19 protein-coding genes and 1 pseudogene are annotated in these 22,454 nt (G+C 64.7%); 9 read left to right on the top strand and 11 right to left on the bottom strand.

All coding sequences use genetic code 11. The annotated features are described in order from the left end of the window. Positions 1 to 27 precede the first annotated feature (27 nt). On the bottom strand, positions 28 to 1,098 hold the full coding sequence (locus AC56QQ_RS11895; protein ID WP_497127301.1) for a type III polyketide synthase: 1,071 nt from the start codon (positions 1,096 to 1,098) through the stop codon (positions 28 to 30). 291 nt (positions 1,099 to 1,389) lie between these two features. Here AC56QQ_RS11895 and AC56QQ_RS11890 point away from each other — a divergent pair, with 291 nt between their 5' ends. Both AC56QQ_RS11890 and AC56QQ_RS11885 read left to right on the top strand, forming a co-directional pair. Continuing rightward, positions 1,390 to 2,094, top strand: coding sequence for a class I SAM-dependent methyltransferase (locus AC56QQ_RS11890; protein ID WP_497127299.1), 705 nt, complete (start codon positions 1,390 to 1,392; stop codon positions 2,092 to 2,094). Continuing rightward, positions 2,091 to 3,263, top strand: a complete 1,173-nt coding sequence (locus tag AC56QQ_RS11885; protein WP_497127297.1) for an NAD(P)/FAD-dependent oxidoreductase — start codon at positions 2,091 to 2,093, stop codon at positions 3,261 to 3,263. Before AC56QQ_RS11890 ends, AC56QQ_RS11885 begins: the two co-directional genes overlap by 4 nt. Positions 3,264 to 3,358: 95 nt before the next feature. On the opposite strand, the gene greA is transcribed toward AC56QQ_RS11885, so the two are convergent. The 5 genes and pseudogenes from greA to AC56QQ_RS11860 all read right to left on the bottom strand — a co-directional run bounded on the left by greA (position 3,359) and on the right by AC56QQ_RS11860 (position 7,878). Then, positions 3,359 to 3,841: a transcription elongation factor GreA gene (gene greA / locus AC56QQ_RS11880; protein WP_497127295.1), complete on the bottom strand. Its 483-nt coding sequence runs from the start codon at positions 3,839 to 3,841 to the stop codon at positions 3,359 to 3,361. Between the two features lie 175 nt (positions 3,842 to 4,016). Beyond that, positions 4,017 to 4,259, bottom strand: a pseudogene (locus AC56QQ_RS11875) (MoaD/ThiS family protein); the annotation flags it as partial. A 19-nt stretch (positions 4,260 to 4,278) separates the two neighbouring features. Then, complete coding sequence (locus tag AC56QQ_RS11870; protein ID WP_497127293.1) at positions 4,279 to 6,540, bottom strand: xanthine dehydrogenase family protein molybdopterin-binding subunit; 2,262 nt, start codon at positions 6,538 to 6,540, stop codon at positions 4,279 to 4,281. 1 nt (position 6,541) lies between these two features. Then, positions 6,542 to 7,018, bottom strand: coding sequence for a (2Fe-2S)-binding protein (locus tag AC56QQ_RS11865; protein ID WP_497127291.1), 477 nt, complete (start codon positions 7,016 to 7,018; stop codon positions 6,542 to 6,544). Beyond that, the gene (locus tag AC56QQ_RS11860) at positions 7,018 to 7,878 is read right to left on the bottom strand and encodes an FAD binding domain-containing protein (RefSeq protein WP_497127288.1); all 861 of its coding nucleotides are present in this window, start codon (positions 7,876 to 7,878) and stop codon (positions 7,018 to 7,020) included. The genes AC56QQ_RS11865 and AC56QQ_RS11860 overlap by 1 nt, the downstream gene beginning before the upstream one ends. 247 nt (positions 7,879 to 8,125) lie before the next feature. On the opposite strand from AC56QQ_RS11860, the gene AC56QQ_RS11855 reads away from it, so the two are divergent. Further along, complete coding sequence (locus AC56QQ_RS11855; RefSeq protein WP_497127286.1) at positions 8,126 to 8,569, top strand: SRPBCC family protein; 444 nt, start codon at positions 8,126 to 8,128, stop codon at positions 8,567 to 8,569. A gap of 224 nt (positions 8,570 to 8,793) precedes the next feature. Here the strand turns inward: AC56QQ_RS11855 and AC56QQ_RS11850 are convergent, their stop codons facing one another. Beyond that, on the bottom strand, positions 8,794 to 12,168 hold the full coding sequence (locus AC56QQ_RS11850) for an autotransporter outer membrane beta-barrel domain-containing protein (protein ID WP_497127284.1): 3,375 nt from the start codon (positions 12,166 to 12,168) through the stop codon (positions 8,794 to 8,796). A 625-nt stretch (positions 12,169 to 12,793) separates the two neighbouring features. On the opposite strand from AC56QQ_RS11850, the gene AC56QQ_RS11845 reads away from it, so the two are divergent. Beyond that, entirely contained in the window at positions 12,794 to 13,942 is a 1,149-nt protein-coding gene (locus AC56QQ_RS11845; RefSeq protein WP_497127282.1) for an amidohydrolase, read from the top strand. Between the two features lie 163 nt (positions 13,943 to 14,105). Here AC56QQ_RS11845 and AC56QQ_RS11840 read toward each other — a convergent pair whose 3' ends face one another. Further along, positions 14,106 to 14,303, bottom strand: coding sequence for a hypothetical protein (locus AC56QQ_RS11840; protein ID WP_497127280.1), 198 nt, complete (start codon positions 14,301 to 14,303; stop codon positions 14,106 to 14,108). Between the two features lie 457 nt (positions 14,304 to 14,760). Here AC56QQ_RS11840 and AC56QQ_RS11835 point away from each other — a divergent pair, with 457 nt between their 5' ends. From AC56QQ_RS11835 to AC56QQ_RS11820, 4 genes are all read left to right on the top strand, one after another. Then, positions 14,761 to 15,765, top strand: a complete 1,005-nt coding sequence (locus AC56QQ_RS11835) for a sugar ABC transporter substrate-binding protein (protein ID WP_497127278.1) — start codon at positions 14,761 to 14,763, stop codon at positions 15,763 to 15,765. Further along, positions 15,762 to 16,763 (top strand): ABC transporter permease, encoded by a 1,002-nt coding sequence (locus AC56QQ_RS11830; RefSeq protein ID WP_497127276.1) that lies wholly within the window; start codon positions 15,762 to 15,764, stop codon positions 16,761 to 16,763. The genes AC56QQ_RS11835 and AC56QQ_RS11830 overlap by 4 nt, the downstream gene beginning before the upstream one ends. Then, positions 16,760 to 17,512 carry an ATP-binding cassette domain-containing protein gene (locus AC56QQ_RS11825; RefSeq protein WP_497127274.1) on the top strand — a complete coding sequence of 251 codons (753 nt, stop codon included), beginning with the start codon at positions 16,760 to 16,762 and terminating at the stop codon, positions 17,510 to 17,512. Before AC56QQ_RS11830 ends, AC56QQ_RS11825 begins: the two co-directional genes overlap by 4 nt. A 73-nt stretch (positions 17,513 to 17,585) precedes the next feature. Further along, entirely contained in the window at positions 17,586 to 18,671 is a 1,086-nt protein-coding gene (locus AC56QQ_RS11820; protein WP_497127272.1) for a Gfo/Idh/MocA family protein, read from the top strand. Positions 18,672 to 18,713: 42 nt separating this feature from the next. On the opposite strand, the gene AC56QQ_RS11815 is transcribed toward AC56QQ_RS11820, so the two are convergent. After that, positions 18,714 to 18,989 (bottom strand): hypothetical protein, encoded by a 276-nt coding sequence (locus AC56QQ_RS11815; RefSeq protein WP_497127270.1) that lies wholly within the window; start codon positions 18,987 to 18,989, stop codon positions 18,714 to 18,716. A 213-nt stretch (positions 18,990 to 19,202) separates the two neighbouring features. Between AC56QQ_RS11815 and AC56QQ_RS11810 the strand changes: the two genes are divergently transcribed. Continuing rightward, positions 19,203 to 21,230, top strand: a complete 2,028-nt coding sequence (locus AC56QQ_RS11810; RefSeq protein ID WP_497127268.1) for an amidase — start codon at positions 19,203 to 19,205, stop codon at positions 21,228 to 21,230. Between the two features lie 10 nt (positions 21,231 to 21,240). Here AC56QQ_RS11810 and AC56QQ_RS11805 read toward each other — a convergent pair whose 3' ends face one another. Together AC56QQ_RS11805 and AC56QQ_RS11800 are read right to left on the bottom strand one after the other, a co-directional pair. Beyond that, complete coding sequence (locus AC56QQ_RS11805) at positions 21,241 to 21,651, bottom strand: hypothetical protein (protein WP_489862573.1); 411 nt, start codon at positions 21,649 to 21,651, stop codon at positions 21,241 to 21,243. A 125-nt stretch (positions 21,652 to 21,776) separates the two neighbouring features. Then, entirely contained in the window at positions 21,777 to 22,424 is a 648-nt protein-coding gene (locus AC56QQ_RS11800; RefSeq protein ID WP_497127266.1) for a ThuA domain-containing protein, read from the bottom strand. Positions 22,425 to 22,454: the final 30 nt, after the last annotated feature.

Below are 22,454 nucleotides of genomic sequence, written 5' to 3'. Positions count from 1 at the left end.
TCAATCCGGCCAGGTCACCAGACCTCCTCAAGCAGTCCGGAACATCATGGTCTCGGTGGTCAATCCCGGCCCGAATGCCATGCCGCAACCGAGCAAGCCCGACGGCTCCTTCAGCATTTCGGCCATCACGAACATCACGGTTGCCGATGACATGTTGCCGTATTTCCGCAGCACTTCGCGCGACAGGACGAGCGCGGCCGGTTCCAGTTTGAGCGCCCGCTCGACCGCGTCGAGCACGGAGCGGCCGCCCGGATGCACCGCCCACAAATCGATCTCCCTGGCGGGCCTGCCGCCGAGGATGGCCGGATGCTCGCTGCGCAGCGTCTCACGGACCGCGCCCGGAACCTGGCCGGACAGCACCATGTCAAAGCCGTCGTCGCGGATGTGCCAGCTCATCAGCTCCTTGCGCTCCACTGCCACGATGGCGTGGAAGCTTTCGAGCAGGAGGCCGTGCGGTTCGGCCGTTACCAGCGCGGCCGCGCAACCGTCGCCCCACAGGCAGAACGAGATCAGCTTCTCAAGCTCGGTGGCTTCCCTGAAATGCAGCGTGCACAATTCGATGTTGACGATCAGCACCCGGGCTTTCGGGTCGGAGCGCACGATGTGGCGAGACAGCTTCAAGGCGTTGATGGCGGCATAGCATCCCATGAAGCCGACGATGGTGCGCTCGACCGACGTCCGCAGGCCGCATCGCTGCACCAGCTCGAGGTCGATGCCAGGCGCCGAAAAGCCGGTGCAGCTCGTCACGATCAAATGCGTGATCAGCGAGCGGTCGTCGTCGGCCAGCAGCTCGTCGACGGCCTTTTGCGCCAGCTCAGGTGCTGCGGCTTCGTACATCTGCATACGGATCGCGGTGCTGGCGAAGGAACCCCTGACCGAGGTGCCGCCGCGGTCGATTGCCCCGCCGCGCGGATCGTCGGCGGGCGCAAAGCAGGAATAGCGATGTTCGATGCCGGCGAGAGCGACCATTCGCTCGAAGAGCGTAAGGCGTGGGGCATCGTCTTCAAGCAGCGAAGCTCCGTAGCGCAGGAAGAATTGATGTACGTCGTGTTCGGGGACACACGTGGCAATGCGGTTCAGATGCGCTTGAGCGGACAAAATTGCTCCAACAATGAGGCCAATCGGGTCTCATAAGAGGTCTAGGAATTGGGGAAGCGTTTCCTATGGTAAACGTCGGCATAAGGTATTTTATTGCGCGGTGCCGATATTTCTCATTAGCAAACTGTGATACCAGCCTCCCATCTTGTATGAAAGGGGCCGGCCTTAGGCTTCGCCGTCCGGATTGAGTTCACATGCGAGTTCCGCCATGAACAGCGCGCGGCGATAAAGGTACGACCGAATTCTATTTGCCGGATTGCCGGCTGAAGCCCTCGATTTCCGATCGATCGCATGACCGACATGAACATCAGGCATCTGGAGCCAGAACTCCTCGACGGCCTTCCGGCCGACGATCCTGGCGCGATTGCATCCCGTCGTGATCTCGTTCGCATCAATGCGTTGATGTTCCAGGCCAGGATCATGGCATCGCTCTTGCGAACGAACGTGCGGACGCCGCCGCTGCGCATCCTCGAACTCGGCGCCGGTGACGGAAAGTTCATGCTGACAGTGGCGCGGCTGATGGCGCGGCGTTGGCCCAATGTGGAGATCGTCATGGTCGACAGGATCGACCTGATCGGCCAGGATGTGCGCGACGCTTTCGCCGAACTTGGTTGGCGGGCGCAACCCGTAACCGCCGACATATTCGATTGGACAGCGGACAGGCCCTTCGATCTTGTTTGCGCCAACCTCATCCTCCATCACTTCGACGACACGCGCCTCCTGGAGCTGTTTTCCCGTCTCATGAAGATGGCCCCGATGCTCGTCGCGACGGAGCCGCTCAGGGCCAAGGGGCCACTTGTCGCGACGTGGTTCCTGCGACTGATCGGCGCCTGCGCGGTTACACTGAACGACGCGGCGCAAAGTGTCCGCGCCGGTTTTCGCGGCACGGAACTTTCGCAATTGTGGCAACTGGCGGGTGGAACGCCCGTGATGGAGGCCCGCAAAGGCCTGTTCACTCAAGGTTTTGTCGGCGCCAGCATGCCCGGCACCAAATGATGCACGACGCTATAGTCATCGGTGCTGGCCCCGCCGGCAGTTCCACCGCCATTGCGCTGGCCCAGCATGGTTGGTCGGTGGCAATGGTGGAGAAGGCCGTGTTTCCCCGCCGAAAGGTCTGCGGCGAATTCATGTCGGGCACCAGCCTTGCCTTGCTCGACCAGTTGGGCGTCGGCGAGACCTGGCGCGCGGAAGCCGGCCCCGAAATACGCCGCGTCGGGTTCTTTTCGGGCGATGTCTCGGCCGAGGCGCGCATGCCGCGCGCCAGGACGGGTCCCGGCCGCGCGCTCGGCCGCGATCGCCTGGACTATGTCCTGTTGCAGGCCGCCGAACGCGCGGGTGTCGAAATTCTCCAGCCTTGCAAGGCCGTCGCCATTCGTCGGGACGATGATCTGCAATTTGTGACCGTGGAGGCGGGACAGCAAGAAAGGGTTTTAAGCGCGCCTGTGATCATTGCCGCGCATGGATCCTGGGAACCAGGAAAACTCCCAAGCCAGATTGAAAGGACAAGCCGACCTTCCGACCTTTTCGGCTTCAAGGCGCATTTTACCGGCGCCGCGCTGGCGCCCGACCTGATGCCGCTGCTGGTGTTCCCGGGCGGCTATGGTGGAATGGTAACGGCGGACCATGGCCGGGTTTCAATTTCCTGCTGTATCCGCCGGGATGTTCTGTCCGACCTGCGCCAGCGCTATGGAAACATCGCGGCGGCGGATGCGGTATGGCGCCACGTCGTGGCCTCGTGCCGGGGCGTGGGAACTGTGCTGGCCGGCGCCGAACTGGATGGCCCATGGCTCGCCGCGGGACCGATCCATCCCGGTATTCGAGCTGGCTATGATCAGGGCATCTTCCGCGTCGGCAACATCGCGGGTGAGTCACATCCCGTAATCGCGGAAGGGATTTCGATGGCGCTGCAATCCGGCTGGCTGCTTGCGCGGGAACTGGTCGCGCTGGGCAAAGGTCACGAGGGCCACGACGAGGCCGGACATCGCTACGAAAGGCAATGGCGTCGGCAATTCTCGACCCGTTTGCGTGCCGCGGCCTTGATTGCCCGAATAGCGCTTGGGCCAGGCGGCGCGGCGTCCATGCGCGCCGTGATCAAGAATTTTCCGGCGGCTTTGACACTTGGCGCGCGATTGAGTGGAAAGACCCAGCCCGTTCCGGGCTTTTGACATCAACCAGCACTGCTCGCTGGGCGTCGCCTGACGGTGTACCAAACGGGGCGATGGCGGTTGACCGCGACGCGCGTCCTACCCCCGATCTCCAACTAGGAAATGGACAGGATCTCGAGTTCGTGCTGCCCTAGCTGGACAATTTCGCCAACGGATTTGCCAATCAGCGCGAGAGCAACCGGTGAACCATGCGAAATGGAAGCTTGGGACGGGTTGGCCTCGTCCTCACCGACGATGCGGAAGGTCTGGGTGCGGCCATCATCGCGCTCGAAGGTAACGGTGTGACCGAAGGCGATCACTTCATTGGACGTCGGCACCGGCATAGGCTGGGCCGTACGGACGCGTTCGGCATAATAGCGCATATCTCGAACCGGAACCGCCGACTGCCGTCGCCTCTCGTTGACATCCTCCAGCGCGTTCGCGGTCTCGAGAGCCTGCTGGGCGCGCGCCAAGTCGTCTTGCAGCATCCTGAGGCCCGCCTCGGTGACGAGGTTGATCCGATCGGAGACAGGGCGAGCCGGCAGGATGGTTTCCGATGCTGCCTCCGCACTTTCCTCCTTGGCAAAGGCTACGCTCAATGGGTCGCAACTCCGTGTCGAATGGTGTTGGTCAGGGGATAACCCATAGGCGACAAGAAAGCTGCAACAATTCGACGGCTGGCTTCGGCGGAACCGGCAAGCAATTGTCGCCGAGCCGTTTGTCGAGTCCACGTGACAGCCCTGCTCGCCGATGGCAGCGCGCCGCGCCCACGCTACCCCCCGCCAGCCTCGGCATCAGGAAAATCTCCGCCCCTTTTGGCAATTCCTTCGACCACGTATCGCGATAGATCGTCCCGTCGATCGCCACCGCAATCCCGCGGTCGATCCACGGCTCGAAGCCGGGATACTGTTCAGCCAGTTTCCTGAACAGTTCCCTGATGTCCTTGGCTTCGACCTCGACCTTGCTCTTGCCGCCGGCGAGCTGGCCGAGCGCGCCCCAGAGGGTGACTTCGACCATTCGCCAGCCCTGCCCTGCCCTAGCCCCGTTCCGCCTCGATCGCCGCCAGGATGCGCGGCGGCGACATCGGGATGTGGGTCATGCGCACGCCGGCCGCGTTCGACACCGCGTTGGCGATCGCCGCCAGCGGCGGCACGATCGAGGTCTCGCCGACGCCGCGCACCCCATAGGGGTGGTTGGGGTTGGGGATCTCGAGGATCTGCGTGTCGATCATCGGCAGGTCCGAGCAGACCGGGATGCGGTAGTCGAGGAAGCCGGGGTTCTGCAGCCGCCCGTCCTTGCCGTAGATATACTCCTCGTTGAGCGCCCAGCCGATGCCTTGGGCGGCACCGCCCTGGTATTGCCCTTCCACATAGGTCGGGTGCACGGCCTTGCCGGCATCCTGCACCACCGTGTAGCGGATGACCCTGGTCGAACCCGTCTCGGGATCGACCTCGATATCGCAGATATGGGTGGCGAAGGAGACGCCGGCGCCATCGGCGACGAGCTCGCTGTGGCCGGCGATCGGTCCGCCGGTCTTGCCGGAAGCGGCGGCGATCTCCTTCAGCGACAGCTTGCCGAGATTGCCGTGCTTCTCGCCCTTGGCGACCGCGTGGCCCTTTTCCCAGACCACGTCGTCGACGGCAATGTCCCACATCTGAGCAGCGCGTTCGCGCAGGATCTTGATCGCGTTGCGGGCGGCCGAGATCGTCGCCATGGAGGACGAGAAGGTGCCGCGGCTGCCGTCGGTCATGTCGTTGTAGCCGAGGCTGGAGGTGTCGGCGACGATGGCCTTCACATGCTCATAGGCGATGCCGAGCTCCTCCGCCGCCACCAGCGACAGCGACGCCCGTGAGCCGCCCACATCCACGGTTCCGACGGCTAGCGAGACCGAACCGTCCATGCCGATATTGAGGTCGGTGCAGGTCTGGCCGCCGAAGTTGAACCAGAAGCCGCAAGCCATGCCACGACCCTGGTTCGGGCCCAGCGGCGCCTTCATGTGTGGATGGCTCTTCGCCGCTTCGAGCGTCGGGCCGATGCCGATCGGGCCATAGACCGGGCCGTAGGACGACCTTGTGCCTTCCTGCGCGGCGTTCCTGATCCGGAACTCGACCGGATCCATGCCGATCTCCTTGGCCAGTTCGTCGACGGCACTTTCCACGGCGAACGCCGCCATCGGTGCCGAGGGCGCGCGATAGGCGGCGGTCTTCGGCCGGTTGACCAGCACTTCGTAGCCGACCGTCTTGACGTTATCGAGCTTGTAGCAGGCGAACGCCGTCATGGCGCCGATCTCGGCCCAGGAGCCGGCATACGGGCCGCATGAATAGCGCAGCGTCGCTTCGGCGGCGGTGATGGTGCCATCCTTGCGGGCGCCGATCTTGACGTCGATCGAGGTGGCGCTGGTCGGGCCCGAGGCGCGGAACACCTCGTCGCGGGTCATCACCAGCTTCACTGGCCGTCCCGCCTTGCGCGACAGCGCGAGTGCCACCGGTTCGGCCCAGACATGGGTCTTGCCACCGAAGCCGCCGCCGATCTCCGACGAGGTGACGCGCAGCTTCGAGGCTTCCATGCCAAGCAGTTGCGCGCAATGCTGGCGGTAGACGAAATGGCCTTGCGTGCAGACCCAGAGATCAGCAGTGCCGTCGGACGAGACGCTCGCCACGCAGGCATGCGGCTCGATATAGCCCTGGTGCGTCTGCTCGGTCTTGAACGAGCGCTCGACGATGAAATCGGCGTGGCCGAAACCCTGGTGGACATCGCCATGGCCAAACTGGCTGCGCTTGGTGACGTTGGACGGCTTTACCGGCTTTTCCTCGAGGCCCTCGGTGAAGATGGCATCGTTGATCAGGGGCGCATGGTGGTTCATCGCCTCGTCGACATCGGTGACATGCGGCAGCACCTCGTAGTCGACCACGATCAGCTTCAGCGCCTGCCTGGCCGTGCGGGCATCGACGGCGGCGACCGCCGCCACCGCATGGCCGTCATAGAGCGCCTTGGTGCGCGCCATGCAATTGTCGAGGATGTCGTACATGGCGGCATCGCCGTCGGTGAGGTCGGGCAGGTCGGCCGCGGTGATCACCGCCTTCACGCCGGGAAGCTTCTCCGCCTTCGAGGTGTCGATCTTCCTGATCGTGGCGTGGGCGTGCGGGCTGCGCAGAATACGCCCGACCAGCTGGCCGGCCATGTTGAAGTCGGCGCCGTAGCGGGCGCGGCCCGTCACCTTGTCGATGCCGTCGGGGCGAATGGGGCGCGTGCCGACGGATGTGAATTTACGCCCGGAAAAACGCGGATCGAAATTCATCTCAGGCTCCCTTCATAACGATGGCCGCGTCCTGGACGGCGCGCACGATCTTGTCATAGCCGGTGCAGCGGCACAGGTTCCCGGCGAGGCCGAAGCGGATCTCCTCCTCGGTCGGATCGGGGTTCTTGGCCAGCAGATCCTTGGCCGCGATCAGGAAGCCGGGCGTGCAGATGCCGCATTGCAGCGCCGCGTGCTCGAGGAACTTCTGCTGCAGCGGATGCAGCTTGTCGCCATGCGCCATGCCCTCGATGGTCTCGACACGCCGGCCCTCGGCTTCCGCGCCGAGCACCGGGCACGAGCACACCAGCCGGTCGTCGAGAATGATGCTGCAGGCGCCGCAGTCGCCGGTGCCGCAGCCTTCCTTGGCGCCCGTCAGCCCGAGCCGGTCGCGCAGGACGTCGAGCAATGTCTCGTCCGGCTGGCAAAGGTATTCGACGCTGTCGCCGTTGATTGTCGTTGAGACTGCTACACCAGCCATCATTTGCCTCCTGCGCGTGCATAGGCGGTCGTGGCGGCCCGCCCGGCCAGCACACCCGCAACCTTCCTTCTGAACTCGATGGTGCCCCGCTTGTCGTCGATGGGGCGGCAGGCCCCAAAGCAGACCTTGGCGAGCCGCTCGAGTGCTGCTTCGTCCAGCTTCCTGCCGATGAGGGCCTCGGCCGCCTCCTCCACCAGAAGCACGGTCGGCGCCGCGGCGCCCAGCGTCACGCGGGCCGCCTTGATGACGCCGTGCTCGTCGAGCGTCAGGTTGACGCCGGCGCTGACCACCGCGATGTCCATCTCGGTGCGGGGAATGAAACGCAGATACGCATCGCCCGAGCGCGGTGCGCGCTTGTCGAGCAGGATCGCCTCGATGATCTCGCCTTTGGCGAGCGACGTCTTGCCCGGCCCGGTCGGCACGCTCCCGACGGGAATCGTGCGCCTGCCCCCCGGCCCGACAATCGATGCCCTGGCGCCGGCCGCGACCAGCGCCGGCACGCTGTCGGCCGCCGGCGAGGCGTTGCAGAGATTGCCGACGATGGTGCAGCGTCCCTGCACCTGCTTGGAGCCAATCAGCTTGGCGGCTTCGACGACGCCGGGCCATGCCTTCTTCAGGGCCGCGCTCTCCCCCAGCACCGCGCAGGGCACCGCGGCACCGATGCTGAAGCCGTCGGCCGTCTCCGTGATCTCGCTCAGGCCGGCGATCGCCTTGATGTCGACGATCAGGTCGGGTTCGACAAAACCACCCTTCATCCTCACCAGCAGGTCGCTGCCTCCGGCAAGAATGGCTGATGTGCCAGCCGATCCAGCCAATTGGCCAACGGCATCTTCGATTGAAAGCGGACGTATGTAGCGCATCGTCTCCCCTTGATTATCGCGATTTCAGCGACCGTTATAAACACTCTCCTCACAATGGCTATCCGGTTCGTCATTTGCGACGATTGGGCCAGGCGCCGCAAAATCGAGTCCCAAAGCAGCCTGGACCGGTGTACGCCAATCGGACAGGCTTGCGGCCCGGCCCTCGAAAAATCTGAGCGCCTCTGTCGGACTGGTCAAGCCTCGTTCGTCCTTGGGGCATCGAACAGGCATCATGAAAGGATAGGATATGCCCGGCACCGTACGTTTGCACCGCGTTTTGACGACCACCCCGGAGAAGGTCTATCGCGCCTTCGTCGAAGCCGACGCGCTGGCGAAGTGGCTTCCGCCGAACGGCTTCACCTGCACGGTCCATCACCTCGAGGCCAAGGTCGGCGGCACGTTCAAGATGTCCTTCCGCAACTTCACGACCGGCGGCAGCCATGCCTTCGGCGGCGAGTATCTTGAGCTCATTCCCAATGAGCGCCTGCGCTACACCGACAAATTCGACGATCCCAACCTGCCCGGCGAGATCCAGGTGACTGTGATCCTGAAAAAAGTCTCGGTCGGCACCGAAGTCGACATTACCCAGGCCGGCATTCCGGACGTCATCCCGGTCGAGGCCTGCTATCTCGGCTGGCAGGAATCGCTCCGGAACCTGGCAAAGCTGGTCGAGCCCGAGATCAATCAATGAAGCTGGTCCAGGAAAAGTGCGCAGCGGTTTTCCGTCCGGAACTGCGTCGAAACAAATAGCTGCGGCGATGGATGCGGCGGCCGGAGGACCGGCCGTCGATTGCCGTAAACGCCAAAGGCAAGCTCCCCGCTCGTTCTTGTCCCTTCAGCGCAGGTCGGCGCGCAAGTCGCGCCCGCCGCATCCCGGGCGTCGGCGCAGCAGCGTGCGCGGCAGCCTGTCGGTTTTCACCACTTGGTCCGGAAGCCGAGCGTGCCGGTCAGCGCGTAACTGTCACCGAAGTCTTTCAGGCCGGTACGGGCGACGGCTTCGCCAAAGACCGAGAACTTGTCGTCGGCCCAATTGATCGTGCCGCCGATGCCGAGACCGCCCCACAGCTGCTCGTTCCGGCTCGAGAGGCTGCTGCCGGCGAGGTCGACCGACGAGCCATCCTCGAAATCGTAATAAAGGTTGGCGAGGCCGTAGACATTCGTGCGCCCGGCGCGACCGGTTCGGTCCTGCCACTGCGTCTGGTGGTCGAGCGAGAGGCCGAGGCGGCCGAGCAGGCTGTCGCCACTGCCCAAGGCAACTCTTGCGCCGAAGGCGTCGGTGAACGAGTCGAAATCGACGGACGACCAGGCAAGCTGCGCTTGCGGCGTCAGCGACCAGCTCGGGTCGAGCATGATGCGCTTGCCCGCCTCGACACCAAGCGCGTAGCCGACGCCGTTATTGCCGTCGACAAGCCGCTGTCCGGCGGTCGCCGAGTCGAGATTGCTGTCGTACCAGATCACCTGCGCCTGGCCATCGAGGTAGAAGCCTTCCGCGCCGTACCAGGTCAGCGAGCCGGAAACGCCGGCGCCGGTCGTATCGATCGACCCGCTGCCGAACACCGACGAGACGTCGGCGGACACCGTGCCATACTGGAATGCGACGCCACCGATGAGCTGACCGGCCGTGCTGTCGGACAGGAGCATGTCGGCGCCGGTCTGCAGCCTCCAGGTCGAGGTATCGTAAGTCGTTGCGGTGGTGGAGCTTTCCGGATCGTAGGAGCCGCTGGTGCCTTCGATCCTGCCCCACAGCCCGATACCGGCCTCGGCCTTCACCTCATCGGAGATCCCATCGGCGCCTTGCGCTTCGACGGTCCAGGATCGGTTGCCGAGCCGCTGCTGCAGCGTGCCCAGCTGGTTGAAGGTCTGCAATACGCCCGCATAGGCTTCGTAGAGCGGTGCGCCGGCCTGATAGAGTGGAGTTTCGGGTTCGCCGTCATCGATCAGGGCGGACCGCAAATACCAGTCGCCGTCGGCGGGCGTGCTCGTGCCGCCCTGGTAGAGCCTGTAGGCATAGGCGCCGCCGACGACCGCCGCATCGCCTTCGAAAGTGTAGTCGCCCTTGAGCGAGAAGGTGCCGTTGGAGACGCCGCCCACGTCGACGATCTTGATGCCTTCGGCCGTTTGGTCTCCCGCGCCGCCGAAATTCACAACCTGGAGCGTGCCCGTGCCCGATGTGTCGCCGGCGATCACCAGCATGTCGGTCGCCGAGCCATCGCCGCCGAGCGCTGTGTTGAGGATGACGGTGCCGCCATTGCCGGCATAGTCGCCGCTGATGGTCAGCGTGTTGCCGAGATTGCTGCCGGCGATGCGCACCGTTCCGTCGTTGGTCAGCCCGGCGATCGTCTGGGAAGTGTCGGCAAGATCGAGCGTGGCGCCCGAGGCGACGGAAAACTGCGAGGAGGAGCTGAACGCGTTCGCCGCGCCCGCGGCAAGCGTGCCGCCGCTGACCGACGTGGCGCCCGTGAAGCCTGAGTTGTCCGAGGCTAGCACCAGAATGCCCAGCCCGTCCTTGACGAAGGTGCCGGCGCCAGAGAGCACGCCGGCATAGCTGGCGTCGGCGACCTGGTCGAAGGTGAAGGAGGCGCCCGCGCCGATCGAGACATCGCCGCCGAAGCGCTCTGCCGCCGAGACGAGGCCACCCTGGTCGATGGTCCAGTCGAGCACGGAGATGCCGGTTAGCGTCAGCGTGCCGGCGCCGTCCTTCACCATCGTGCCGGTGCCGGAGATATCGCCGGCAAAGCTGGCGTCCGCCGCCTGGTCGAACACGACGATGCCGGAATTGCCGATGTCGCCACGGATCGAAGCCGCATCGCCGATCAGCGTGCCGGCGGTGATCGTTGTGCCGCCAGCGTAGGTGTTGGCGCCTGTCAAAACCAGCGTGCCGTCGCCGGCTTTGGTGAGGCCGCCTGCGCCGGAGATGACATTGCTGAGCGTGAGGGTCGTGCTCGGATCGGTCAGGAACGTTCCGCCTCCCGTCAGCGCGATGGTCCGGGCACTGGTGATGTCGGCGGTGGTTTCCAGCGTGCCGCCATTGAAGGTCAAGCCGCCCGAGGGGGCGCCCAAATTGTTGTCGCTCGAGATCTGCAGAATACCGCCGGTCAATGTCCAGGGCGTGACGGCGGTCGTCGTCCCCGTCAGCGTCCAGGTGCTGTTCCCGGTCTTCTCGTAGAACCCGAACCCGTCATATTTGGCCCCAGCGCCGATCTGGGACACATCGAAACTGGCGCTGGTGTCGCCGCCCAGCTTGAAAGTATCGGCGGCGCTGAAGGCAACCACATTGCCCGCGATGGTCGAGCCGGCCTGGATCTCCAGCGAATTGACCCCGCCGGTGAACTCGATGGCTCTGCCGGCTACCGGCGTTCCACCGCCCGCACCGACGGCGCCGCCGCTGATCGTGCCCGCATTGATGATGGCGATGTTGGCGCCCTTGATTCCCGCGCCGCCATCGCCGGCCGTTCCGGCCGCCCCGGCCTGACCACCAGTCCCGCCGGTGATCGTCGCCCCCGTCCCGTTGATGACCGTTCCGCCCGAAAGCAACAGAACGCCGGCTCCGCCGTCGCCGCCGCCCGCCGCCGCGAGGGTCCTTCCGCCAGTTCCACCAACCAGATTTCCGCTGTTCTGGACTGTCCCGCCGCCGGTCAGGACGACAGCAGCTGCGCCACCACCGCCGCCGCTCTGCGAACTTCCGCGACCGCCAACGCCACCCGTGACGCTGCCGCCGGCTTCCACGGTAACATTGGCCGATGAAAACACGCCGACGCCACCGCCACCGCCGCCACCATTGGAGTTGGAGCCTCCAAGGCCGCCAGTGCCGCCTGTGACCGATCCGCTGCCGGTAACGACAGTGTCCGCCGTGGCACTGACGCCGACACCTCCACCGCCGCCGCCGCCGCCCCTGACCACGCCACTGACGCCATTGGAGCCCGGGCCGCCAGTCCCACCGCTGACGCTGGTTGAGATTGTTCCGCTTGTCGAAATGACCTGGCCCGTAGTGCCGGTCGCACCGGCAACGCCGTTCGGCGCGTTGAATGTCAGCGCCGTTCCTCCCGAACCTCCCGGCGCGCCGTTGCCCGTCGTGAGGTCAACGCCACCACCGCCACCACCGGCGGTCGCGCCATTGGCGGCATTCTGACCCGTGGCGCCTGCGAGCCCGCCATCCACGCCACCTTGTCCGGCACCTACGCCGCTGCCATTGCCGCCATCAGCCCAAGCGGGCGCGACGCTCAGCGCAAGGGCGGCAGCAAGGGTCGTAATGGTGGAAGGCCCGTCGCTCCTCAAAAACCGCCCCGTCATGCGCTGGTCCCCTGATTCCCCGAAGAGCCGAACGCAGCATGAAAGTTACTGCCCCGCAAGACACCTATAGCCAGAAGGACTACTAAAAAGCTAACACTGGGGAGTAACGGCAAGTCTGTGACGTTTGCGTGACAGAACAACATCTAAAATTAGCTTGTTATTATAAATCTAAATTAGCGTCTTCTTAAAAGAGGGAGGGACAACACAAGGATCGTTTGCACTTCGAAACCGAACCGGAATCGCACCCTCGCGTCCACATAATCTCGTCGTCCGCGATCGCCCGCGGAGCACTCGAATGATGGATTCCTGACCTGGTCCGCGCCTTCCCTGGCGCAGGGCGGAATGACCGGTCCTGGCCGTTCCTGACGTCCCCTGCTTACCCTCTCAACCATGGCGACAGTCAGATGGTCGAGTTTTGACAAGTGCCCTCAGGCCGTCCGCGCCCTGCCCCCAAAATCCGCATCAGCCCCTTCGGCAGGAACAGCATCGCCGCGCTTCTGGCCCGCTGAAGCCTGGAAATTGGACTGTGGCGGGTGCTGCCGTTTGTCGGTAGCAATTCGTCATCGCGTTCCGACATGCCCGGACGATCGGGCGTGTCGTGAAGAATGCAGCGGAGGCGGAAAGCGTGACCCTTACCAATCGAGACATTGTCGAGCTGACCGAGTGGCGACGCAAGCTGCACCAGCAGCCGGAAATCTCCAATGAGGAGGAGAATACGGCAAAAGAGGTCGTCGACTTCCTCGCCGATACAGGACCGGACAAGGTGCTTACCGGTCTGGGTGGACATGGCGTCGCGGCCATATACGAAAGCGGCAGGGCGGGACCGACGGTGATGTTCCGTTCGGAACTCGATGCCTTGCCGATCGAAGAACTTTCAGGCGTGCCGCATTCTTCGCGCGTGCCGGGCAAATCGCATATGTGCGGTCATGACGGGCACACCGCGATCCTGGCCGCCCTCGGCCGCCAGTTGGGGCGCGAGCGGCCAGCAAGCGGTCGCGTCGTGCTGATGTTCCAGCCGGCGGAAGAAACCGGCAATGGCGCGGCCGGCGTCGTCGCCGATCCCCGATTCGGCGAGATCGCGCCGGATTTCGCTTTCTCGCTGCACAATTTGCCCGGCGTGCCGTTCGGCGAGGTCCGACTCAAACCCGGCGTGGTCAACTGCGCCTCGCGCGGCATGCGCATCGTGCTGGAGGGCAAGACCGCGCATTCGTCCATGCCCGAGACCGGCACATCGCCGATGATGGCGATCAGCCAGTTGATGCCGGCCCTGCCCGCTCTCGGACGCGCAACCTTTGCCGACGACGAGTTCTCCATGGTGACCGTCACTCATGCCGAGATGGGCGAAGCCGTGTTCGGCATCGCGCCCGCTCATGCCGAGGTCTGGGCGACGCTGCGCACCCGTCGCGACGACCGCATGGCGGATTTATGCGCCGCCGCCGAAGCTCTGGTCACGGAGATCGCCGGCCAGCAGCGCCTTTCCGCCCGCTGGGACTACCATGAGATCTTCGTCGCCAGCGTCAACGCGCCGGATGCGGTGGAGCATCTGCGGCAAGCGCTCCACGAAGAGGGCGTCGTGCATGGAGAAGAAGCCCTGCCGATGCGCGCCTCGGAAGATTTCGGCCTGTTCGGCCACGGTGCCAAGTCGGCGATGTTCTTCCTCGGCGCAGGCGAGCGGCACCCCGCGTTGCACAACCCGGACTACGACTTTCCGGACGACCTGATCCCGATCGGGTCGAAGATCTTCATGCGCACGGCGCGCAATTTGCTGGGGTGACTCCCCGGCCGAGGCGCGGCGCTTGGGTTGCCCCCGCGCGACTGCCTAACCGGAGCGACTCGTGCGAGAGTGCCACCATCGCCCGCGCGCCTCGGCCTGGGAAATAGCCTTCGTCCGCACCTTCTATTCGGGTGCGCATTTCTCACATGGATGTCGATTGGCCCTAAAGGTCGAGAGCGACCGTCATGCCGCGAACATCGGCCATTTCCAGCATCAGGTCTTGCAGGCTTTTGTCCAGCACGACACCGGTCCGAGCCAGAAGCTCCGTGACAATCTCTCTCATCGATATGACCGCGACGCCGGTTTTCGCGGCAAGCAGCCGTCCGATGGCCGCGCGGATCAGGTCGTCATGACCAGACATGTCTCACCTCCCAATGCTCTATCCTCCCTTGCTTCCGGTATGGCGTCCGCCGGTTCACGCAAGCAGGTCATCAGAGCGGCTTCGTCTTCATTGGTCCGCCGGCCAGTAACGGCGGCAATGCTGGCAAGGCGTCGACCGGCGCTCCGGCAGGAGCAAATGCCTGACACGAAGGCGCCTGAACCCGGGATTGCGATCCATGGACCTGCAAGGCGGCATTTGCACGTCGAGTGGTTTGGTATCGTCAGGAAAAATCACTGCGCACCATTTTAAATATTGACGCATGTCAATTTTTTCTAAAACATGCGGAAACGCTGGCAAGGCATCCGCCGGCGCTCTGGGAGGAGCAATGCCTGACATGAAAAAGCGCCCGGACCGGGAGCTGCGACTCGCACCATCCGCGGCAGGCATTCGCTGGACAACTGATGCAACCCATCAAACAATCAGGAGGAGGAACAACATGCGCGTGTTCAATTGCCTAAAGCTCGGCACGGGTCTGCTTGGCGCAGGCATGCTTGCAGCGATCGTTTCGGTACCGGCCCACGCCGGGGACCCGGCGAAAATCGCGGCCATCGTCAAGGGTCTCGACAACCCGTTCTTCCAGACCATGCAGAAGGGCATCGAGGAACAGGGCAAGGCCAATGGCGTCAATGTCAGCGTCCAGGCCGCCGCCAACATGGGCGACGCCACCGGACAGGCCGACCGCCTGACCGCCATGGCCATGCAGGATTTCGATTGCTATCTGGTCAACCCGATCAGCGTCTCCAACCTCGTCCAGGCGCTGGTGCCGGTCGCCCAGAAGAAGAAGCCGATCGTCAACATCGACTCGACCATCGACGCCGAGCAGGCCAAGGCCGCGGGCTTCGCCGTCTCGACCTATATCGGCACCGACAATGTCTCCGCAGGCGCGCTGGCCGGTGAGGAAATGCTGAAGCTGGTGCCGAAGGGCGCCAAGGTCGCGCTGGTCGCCGGCATCGTCGGCGATGTCGGCTCCAATGCCCGTATCAAGGGCTTCAAGCAGGCCGTCGAAGGCAAGCTCGAAGTCGTGGTCATGGTCAGCGCCGACTGGGACCGCGAGAAGGCGTTGACCGCCGCCACCGACATCCTCGCCGCGCATCCCGATCTTGCCGGTTTCTTCGCCGCCAACGACATCATGGCGCTCGGCGTCGAACGCGCCGTGCAGACCTCGGGCAAGGACGTCAAGGTGATCGGCCTCGACGGCATCGTCGACGCGCTGAAGTCGATCGCGGCAGGCGAACTCACCGCCACCGTCGCCCAATATCCCTATGTCGTCGGCGCCATGGGCGTCGAAGCCTGTGCGTTGGCCGCCAAGGGCAAGGAACTGCCCGCCAACGTGCCGGCGCCGGTGCTGCTGATCAACAAGGACAATGCCGAGGCCTCGCTGAAGAACTTCCCGCGTCCGGGCGGCGACTATCCCGATCCCTTCCGCGAGATGCTGAAGTGAGCAATTCCGTGAACAACGCGCCCGCCGCCCATTCGGCGGGCGCGGAGGAGAGCCGTCCCTCCCTGGCGGCTCTCCTCCTCGATCCTTCCTTCTGGGCCGACTGGGCATCCGTCGTCGGCCTGGTCGGCCTGGTCATCGTCTTCGGCATCGCCCAGCCGGTCTTTCTCAGCGTCGCCAATTTGCAGGCGCTGTTGCTGGCGGCGGCGATCCTGGTCGTGCTGTCGATCGGCCAGACTTTCGTCGTCGCGACCTCGGGCATCGACCTGTCGCTGGCGGCCGCCGTCATGCTCGGCGCCATCATCCTGGGCCTCGTCAATGCGGCCGGTTATGGCATCTTCATCGCCTGCGTGCTTTGCGTGCTGGCCACCAGCGCCATCGGCTTCCTCAACGGCCTCATCATCACCGCCGGCAAGATCCCTGACTTCGTGGTGACGCTCGGCACGCTGTCGGGCATCACTGGCCTTGGCCTCATCCTGTCGGGCGGCGAACCGACCATGGTCGGTTCGACCTTCCTGCTCAGGCTCGCCTCAGGCTCCTTCGGGCCCTTCGGCTATCCGGTCTGGGTGGCGATCGCGGCCGTCATCGTGGCGCATATCGCGCTCTATCACACACGCTTCGGCGTGCATCTGCTGGCGACCGGCGGCCAGGTCGAAAGTGCCGGCGCGCTCGGCATCCGCACCAACCGGGTCAAGATCGCCGCCTACACCATCTCGGGCTTGTGCGCCGGCATCGCGGCAATCCTTCTGGTTGCGCGCATCGGTTCGGCCGAGCCGCAGATCAACACCAGCCTGCTGCTCAATTCGGTGGCGGCGGTGGTCCTGGGCGGCGTCAGCCTGTTCGGCGGCCGCGCCAGCATCCTGGGTCCGGCCATCGGCGCCTTGATGCTCACCGCTCTCGTCAACGGCCTGACACTGCTCAACGTGTCGGCCTTCTATCAACCGCTCGCCGTGGGCGCCATCGTGGTGCTGGCGGCGCTGATCATGCGGTACCAGAAATGAGCGCCGCCTCCTCCGACGCGATCATCGCCTGCGAAGGCCTGAGCAAGCATTTCGGCGGTGTCCGCGCCTTCACCGACGTCGCCTTCCGGGCGCGCCGCGGCGAGGTCACCGCCGTCATCGGCGACAACGGCGCCGGCAAGTCGACACTGATCCGCTGCCTGGTCGGCGTGCATGTGCCGGATACCGGTTCCATCGTCTTCGACGGCCGCCAGCACCCCTTCTCCAACCCCGACGGCGCACGCAAGGCCGGCATCGAGACCGTCCATCAGAACCTGGCGCTGATCGACGAACTGACGGTGGCGCAGAACCTGTTCCTCAACCGCGAGCTCGTGCGCCGCATCGGCCCCTTCGCTTTCCTCGACCGCAAGGCGATGCGACGCGAGGCGCGCGCCATGCTGTCGCGCCTGTCGATCAACGTGCCGTCGATCAACCAGCGTGTGCGGCGCCTGTCGGGCGGCCAGCGCCAGGCGATCTCGATCTGCCGCGCCGTCGGCTCCGGCGCCAAGCTGGTGGTGATGGACGAACCGACCGCCGCACTCGGCGTGCAGGAGACCGCCAATGTCGAGGCGCTGATCCGGCGCCTGCGCGAACAGTCGGTCTCGGTCATCCTGGTCAGCCATAATTTCGATCAGGTGCGGCGCCTGTCCGACCAGATCTGGGTGATGCGGGCGGGCAAGATGGCGGCGACGGTGCGCGCCTCCGAAACCACCGGCAACGAGCTCGTCGCGCTGGTCACCGGCGCGGCGTGACCGGCCGATCGTGAAATCAGTGCTGGCCGCCAGCTCGGCCGGCATCAGGCTTGAAATCAAGGGGAGTTTGAGAGTGGCACCACTTCGTGTCGGACTTGTTGGTCTTGGAGAGGTCGCGCAGTCGATCCATCTGCCTGTTCTGGCCGACCAGCGCGACCGCTGGCGGATCGCGGGCGTGTACGACGTCTCGCCAAGCCTGGTGTCGCTCATCACCTCCGAATATGCCACGGCAAAAACCTTTGACACGGCCGAGGCGTTGATCAATTCGCCCGACATCGACGTGGTGTTCGTGCTGTCGTCCGACGACACCCACAGCCGCTTCGTGCGCGCGGCCATGAAGGCCAACAAGCATGTCTTGCTGGAAAAGCCCGCTTGCCTGACGGTGCGCGAGATCGACGACCTGCTGGCGCTGATGCCGACCTACGACAAGACCCTTTTCGTCGGCTACATGCGCCGCTACGCCCCGGCCTATCTGGCGGCCCGGGATGAACTGCCTGATCACGCCGACATCACCCATGTCCGCATCTTCGACCTCATCTCGGAAGGCCGGCATTTCCTCAAGAAGAGCCAGAACGTCCTCTATCCCAACGACATCGACCCTGCCCTCTTGGCCCGTGGCGCCAAGGAGCGGGACGCGCTGATCCGCGAGGTGGTTGGCGCCGACGCCCCCGCCGACCTGATGCGTGCCTATCGCGGGCTGACGGCGCTGTCCTCACATCACATTTCGGCGATGCGCGGGCTGATCGGCGAGCCCGTGGGTGTGGTCGCCGCGCACCGCACCAATGGTGGCGCCAACACCAGCATCACTTTCGACTACGGCCATTTCGCCTGTCTGTATGACGCGGTGGTCGATGATCTCGGCCTGTTCGACGCCATGATCGAGGTGCGCTCCAACACCAGGCGGGTGCGCATCATCTACGACACGCCCTATATCCGCAGCCTGCCGACCCGGCTCGAGGTGACCGATGCCGGCCCGCTCGGCCCGGTGACGAAAACCTTCGGGCCGCTCTATGGCGACGCCTTCTCCAACGAGTTGGAGATCTTCCACCGCCACATCACCGAAGGCACGAAGCCGGTGACCGACCTTGCCGATTCCCGCCGCGACCTGGCCCTGATGGCTGACATCATCGAGCGCATGAAGGAGAGCGGCCGGCGCTAAGCGGCGGCTTGGAAAGCCGTTGTTGCGGCCCGAGGCCGCGGTCTATTTCCCGCAGTGGTGATCGTTGATCTTGTTCAACGCGCTCGCGTCAGGCCCGACGCGATGGTACGAGCACGCGCCAGCCGCCGTCGTGACCAGCTGCTGATCATAGTAGCGCGGGCCGCCGAACAGGATGTCGATGAGATCGCCATCGGCGGGGACGTAGCGTTCGGATTGGATCCGGTGGCCATGATGCCGCTCGCCGGCGAGCGCCGATGCGCAAAGGCTTGAGCCCGTTACGAAAGCGAGAGCTAGGATCGCAACGCGTTTTGTCGTCATCTGGAATACCCTTCTGGCCATCCGGAATCACACCATACATCCAAAATCGCCAGCCCGACAAAAGTTCCCGACGGGGCAGGTTCGCGCATCGCGCCAGTGCGACCGCAAGAACACCAGCTGGCAACAAGGACCGCCGGCAAATCGCGATTGGCTCTTGCCGTCGGCGGCGGCCTCGCCCATCCATGATTTGCAAACGACAGCCTGGGACCAGCAATGACCGATGCCAGCCTTCACCTCGTCGAAGCGACGATCGAACAATTGCGCCACGCGCTCGACGGGGGCATCGTCACCAGTGTCGAGCTGGTCGGGGCGTATCTGCGGCGCATCGCGCATTTCGACCGCCATGGCATCAGCCTCAACGCTGTCCCCGTGCTCAACCCCGACATGTTCGAGCAGGCGGCCGCCTCCGACCAGCGCCGCCGCGACGGCGCTGTGCTCGGGCCGCTCGATGGCATCCCCTACACCGCCAAGGACAGCTACAAGGTCGCCGGCCTGACGGTGGCCGCCGGCTCGCCGGCCTTCGAGCATCTCGTCGCCAATGAGGACGCCTTCACCATCGCCCGGCTGCGGGCCGGCGGCGCCGTGCTGATCGGTCTCACCAACATGCCACCGATGGCCAATGGCGGCATGCAGCGCGGTGTCTATGGCCGCGCCGAAAGCCCCTACAATGGCGACTATCTGACCGCCGCCTTCGCGTCGGGCTCCTCCAATGGCTCCGGCACCGCGACATCAGCCAGCTTCTGCGCCTTCGGGCTCGGCGAGGAAACCTGGTCGTCCGGCCGCGCGCCGGCCACTAACAACGCGCTGGTCGCCTACACGCCGTCGCGCGGCGTCATCTCGGTGCGCGGCAACTGGCCGCTGGTGCCGACCATGGATGTGGTGGTGCCGCACACGCGGACCATGCCCGACATGTTGGAGTTGCTCGACGTGATCGTTGCCGATGATCCGCAGACACGTGGCGATTTCTGGCGCGCGCAGTCCTGGGTCGAGCTGCCGAAAAGTTCCGACATGCGGCCGCAGCGCTACACAGATCTCGCGCTGGCGGGATCGCTCAGAGGTATGCGGCTCGGCGTGCCCAGGATGTACATCGGCCGCGATGCCGGAGCCGACCGGCCGATCGAAACTCGTGCTTCGGTGCTCGCCCTGTGGGAACAGGCGGCGGCGGACCTTGAGCGGCTTGGCGCCGAGGTGGTGGAAGTCGATTTTCCCGTCGTCTCCAACTATGAGCGCGACCGCCCCGGCGCGCGCACCATGGTCGATCGCCGGCTGGTGCCGCAGGAATTCGCCGACCGTGAAATCTGGGATCTCTGCATCTGGGGCTGGGACGATTTCCTGCGCGCCAATGCCGACCCGGCGCTGCCCGATCTCGCCTCGGTTGACGGCCCGAAGATCTTCCCGCAGCCGCCGGGCACGCTGCCCGACCGCTATGACGGCGGATTCGACCTGGCGGAGTATGTCGAGCGGGCCCAATCCGGCGTCACGCCCTTCAGGGAAATCCCGACGCTGGACGAGGGCCTGAAGGGGCTGGAGGCGACAAGGCGGATCGATTTCGAGGACTGGCTGGACATGCAAGGGCTCGACGCCGTGGTGCTGCCGGCCGCCGCCGATGTCGGGCCGGCCGACGCCGATGTCAACGAGGCGTCGGCCGCGCTCGCCTGGCGCAACGGCACCTGGGTCGCCAACGGCAATCTGGTCTGGCGCCATTTCGGCATCCCGACCGTCACCGTGCCGATGGGAACCATGGCCGACATCGGCATGCCGGTCGGCCTCACCTTCGCCGGCAAGGCTTATGATGACGAAAGGCTGCTGCGCATGGCCGGCGATTACGAGCGCGCCACACAGCGCCGCACGAGCCCGCCGCGCACGCCGGAGCTGGCTGATGACGTGTTTTCAGGTCGTCCCAGCCAAGCCGGCAATGGCAAGGCACTGCCGCTCGCGATCGCACTTTCAGCAGAAACGCGCACTTTGGGCGATCAGGACGAGATCACCATCATGCTAGACCTGCCTGTCGGGTCGGCCGAAGCCGAGAACGCCAGCCTCAAGGTGCATGTCAACGGAGAGCCTGTCGCCATGCAGCGAAGCGGCGCCCGCTTCAGCGGGCGGGCGCTGGTTCCGGCCAGTGAGCACAAGCGGCTCCACAGCGTCTGGCGCGGCTCGTATGGCTCGATCGTGACGGGGGTGGTGCGGCTGGATGATGGGCGCAGCGCTGGCGCCTATGTGGTTACCGGCGGGATCGGGTGAGTGCCGGCCGCTAAGACGGCAGCGAAGCCAGCCATTCTTCCCAAAACTGCTGTTGCATATGGACGAAAACCGGAACCACGTCGACGCCATCATCAAATATGTCGACCAGATCGGTCTCCTGGGGAAATTGGCCCGTCTTCACCTTGCAGGCTATCAACCCGCGACTTTTCTCCATCACGGTATTCTCGGGATAAACATTGGCACTTGCCCCGTAACAGAAGGGCAGCAAGCCATCGGCTTCGAGCTCCTGACGGATCTGGAACAGAGCCTCGAAAAAGTCTTCCTCGTCGGCCTTGATAACCTTATCGCGGTAGGCACATGCAAGGCTGCAGACAGCGCCGTCAACATGCAGTGTAAACACGGCTTCCTCGTCTCCGCCCGTGCCCCCTCCGACCAAAAATACAGTTCGCTGATGATCCATTCCACCCCCCTTCGCCATTCGCTGGATGGTAGTTCGCCAGCGGCCAGCTTTCCAGCCATTGCTGGAATGCGGACCGCTACCGCCCACGGTTCCGGCTTGCCTTTGCAATTTGTGACCGACAGAGGCTAGCCCCGCGCCGCCCACACCAACCCGCGCTCGACAATCAGCGCCATTTCCGGCACCGCGAACTCATCCGCTGTGTGTCCAAGGGAACTGTAAAACACCTTCCCCAAACCATAACGCCGCTTCCAGACCACAGGCATCACCACGCCGCCAATGCCCGGGAAATGCGCGTCGCTGAAAGTCGTCGTCGCCAGCACCTCGTTGCTCGGGTCGACGTGCATGTAATATTGCTCCGACCGGTAGGCGAAATCGCCGATGCCTCTTGTGATCGGGTCGTCCGGCCGGGTGATCACCACCTGATAGTCGATGATGTCGCCGGGATGCGCGACCCATTGGCCGCCGGTCATGAACTGATAGTCGGGCTCGTTGCGGAAGCTGTCGCCCATCGTGCCGTGAAAGCCGCCGAGCCCGGTTCCCTGGCGAACGGCAAGCGTCAGGTTCTGAAGTTCGGCCTTCTCGATCGTCGACATCGTGATCACGGGCACGATGAGATCGAAGGAGGCAAGCTCCGGGTCGGCGAACATCGCCGTGCCTTCGCCCAGCGTGACGGCGAATCCGTTCCGTTCAAGCAGCGCGCGGATGACGTTGGCACTGCGCTCGGGCGTGTGGCCCTCCCAGCCGCCCCAGGCGATCAAGGCTTTCTTCGGCATGGTGTACCTCCCTGGAGCTATCGCATGATC

It is taken from the genome of Mesorhizobium sp. RCAM 05099 (assembly GCF_059683685.1).
The sequence above is the reverse complement of the archived record's forward strand: the minus strand, read 5'-3'. Positions and strand labels throughout refer to the sequence as shown.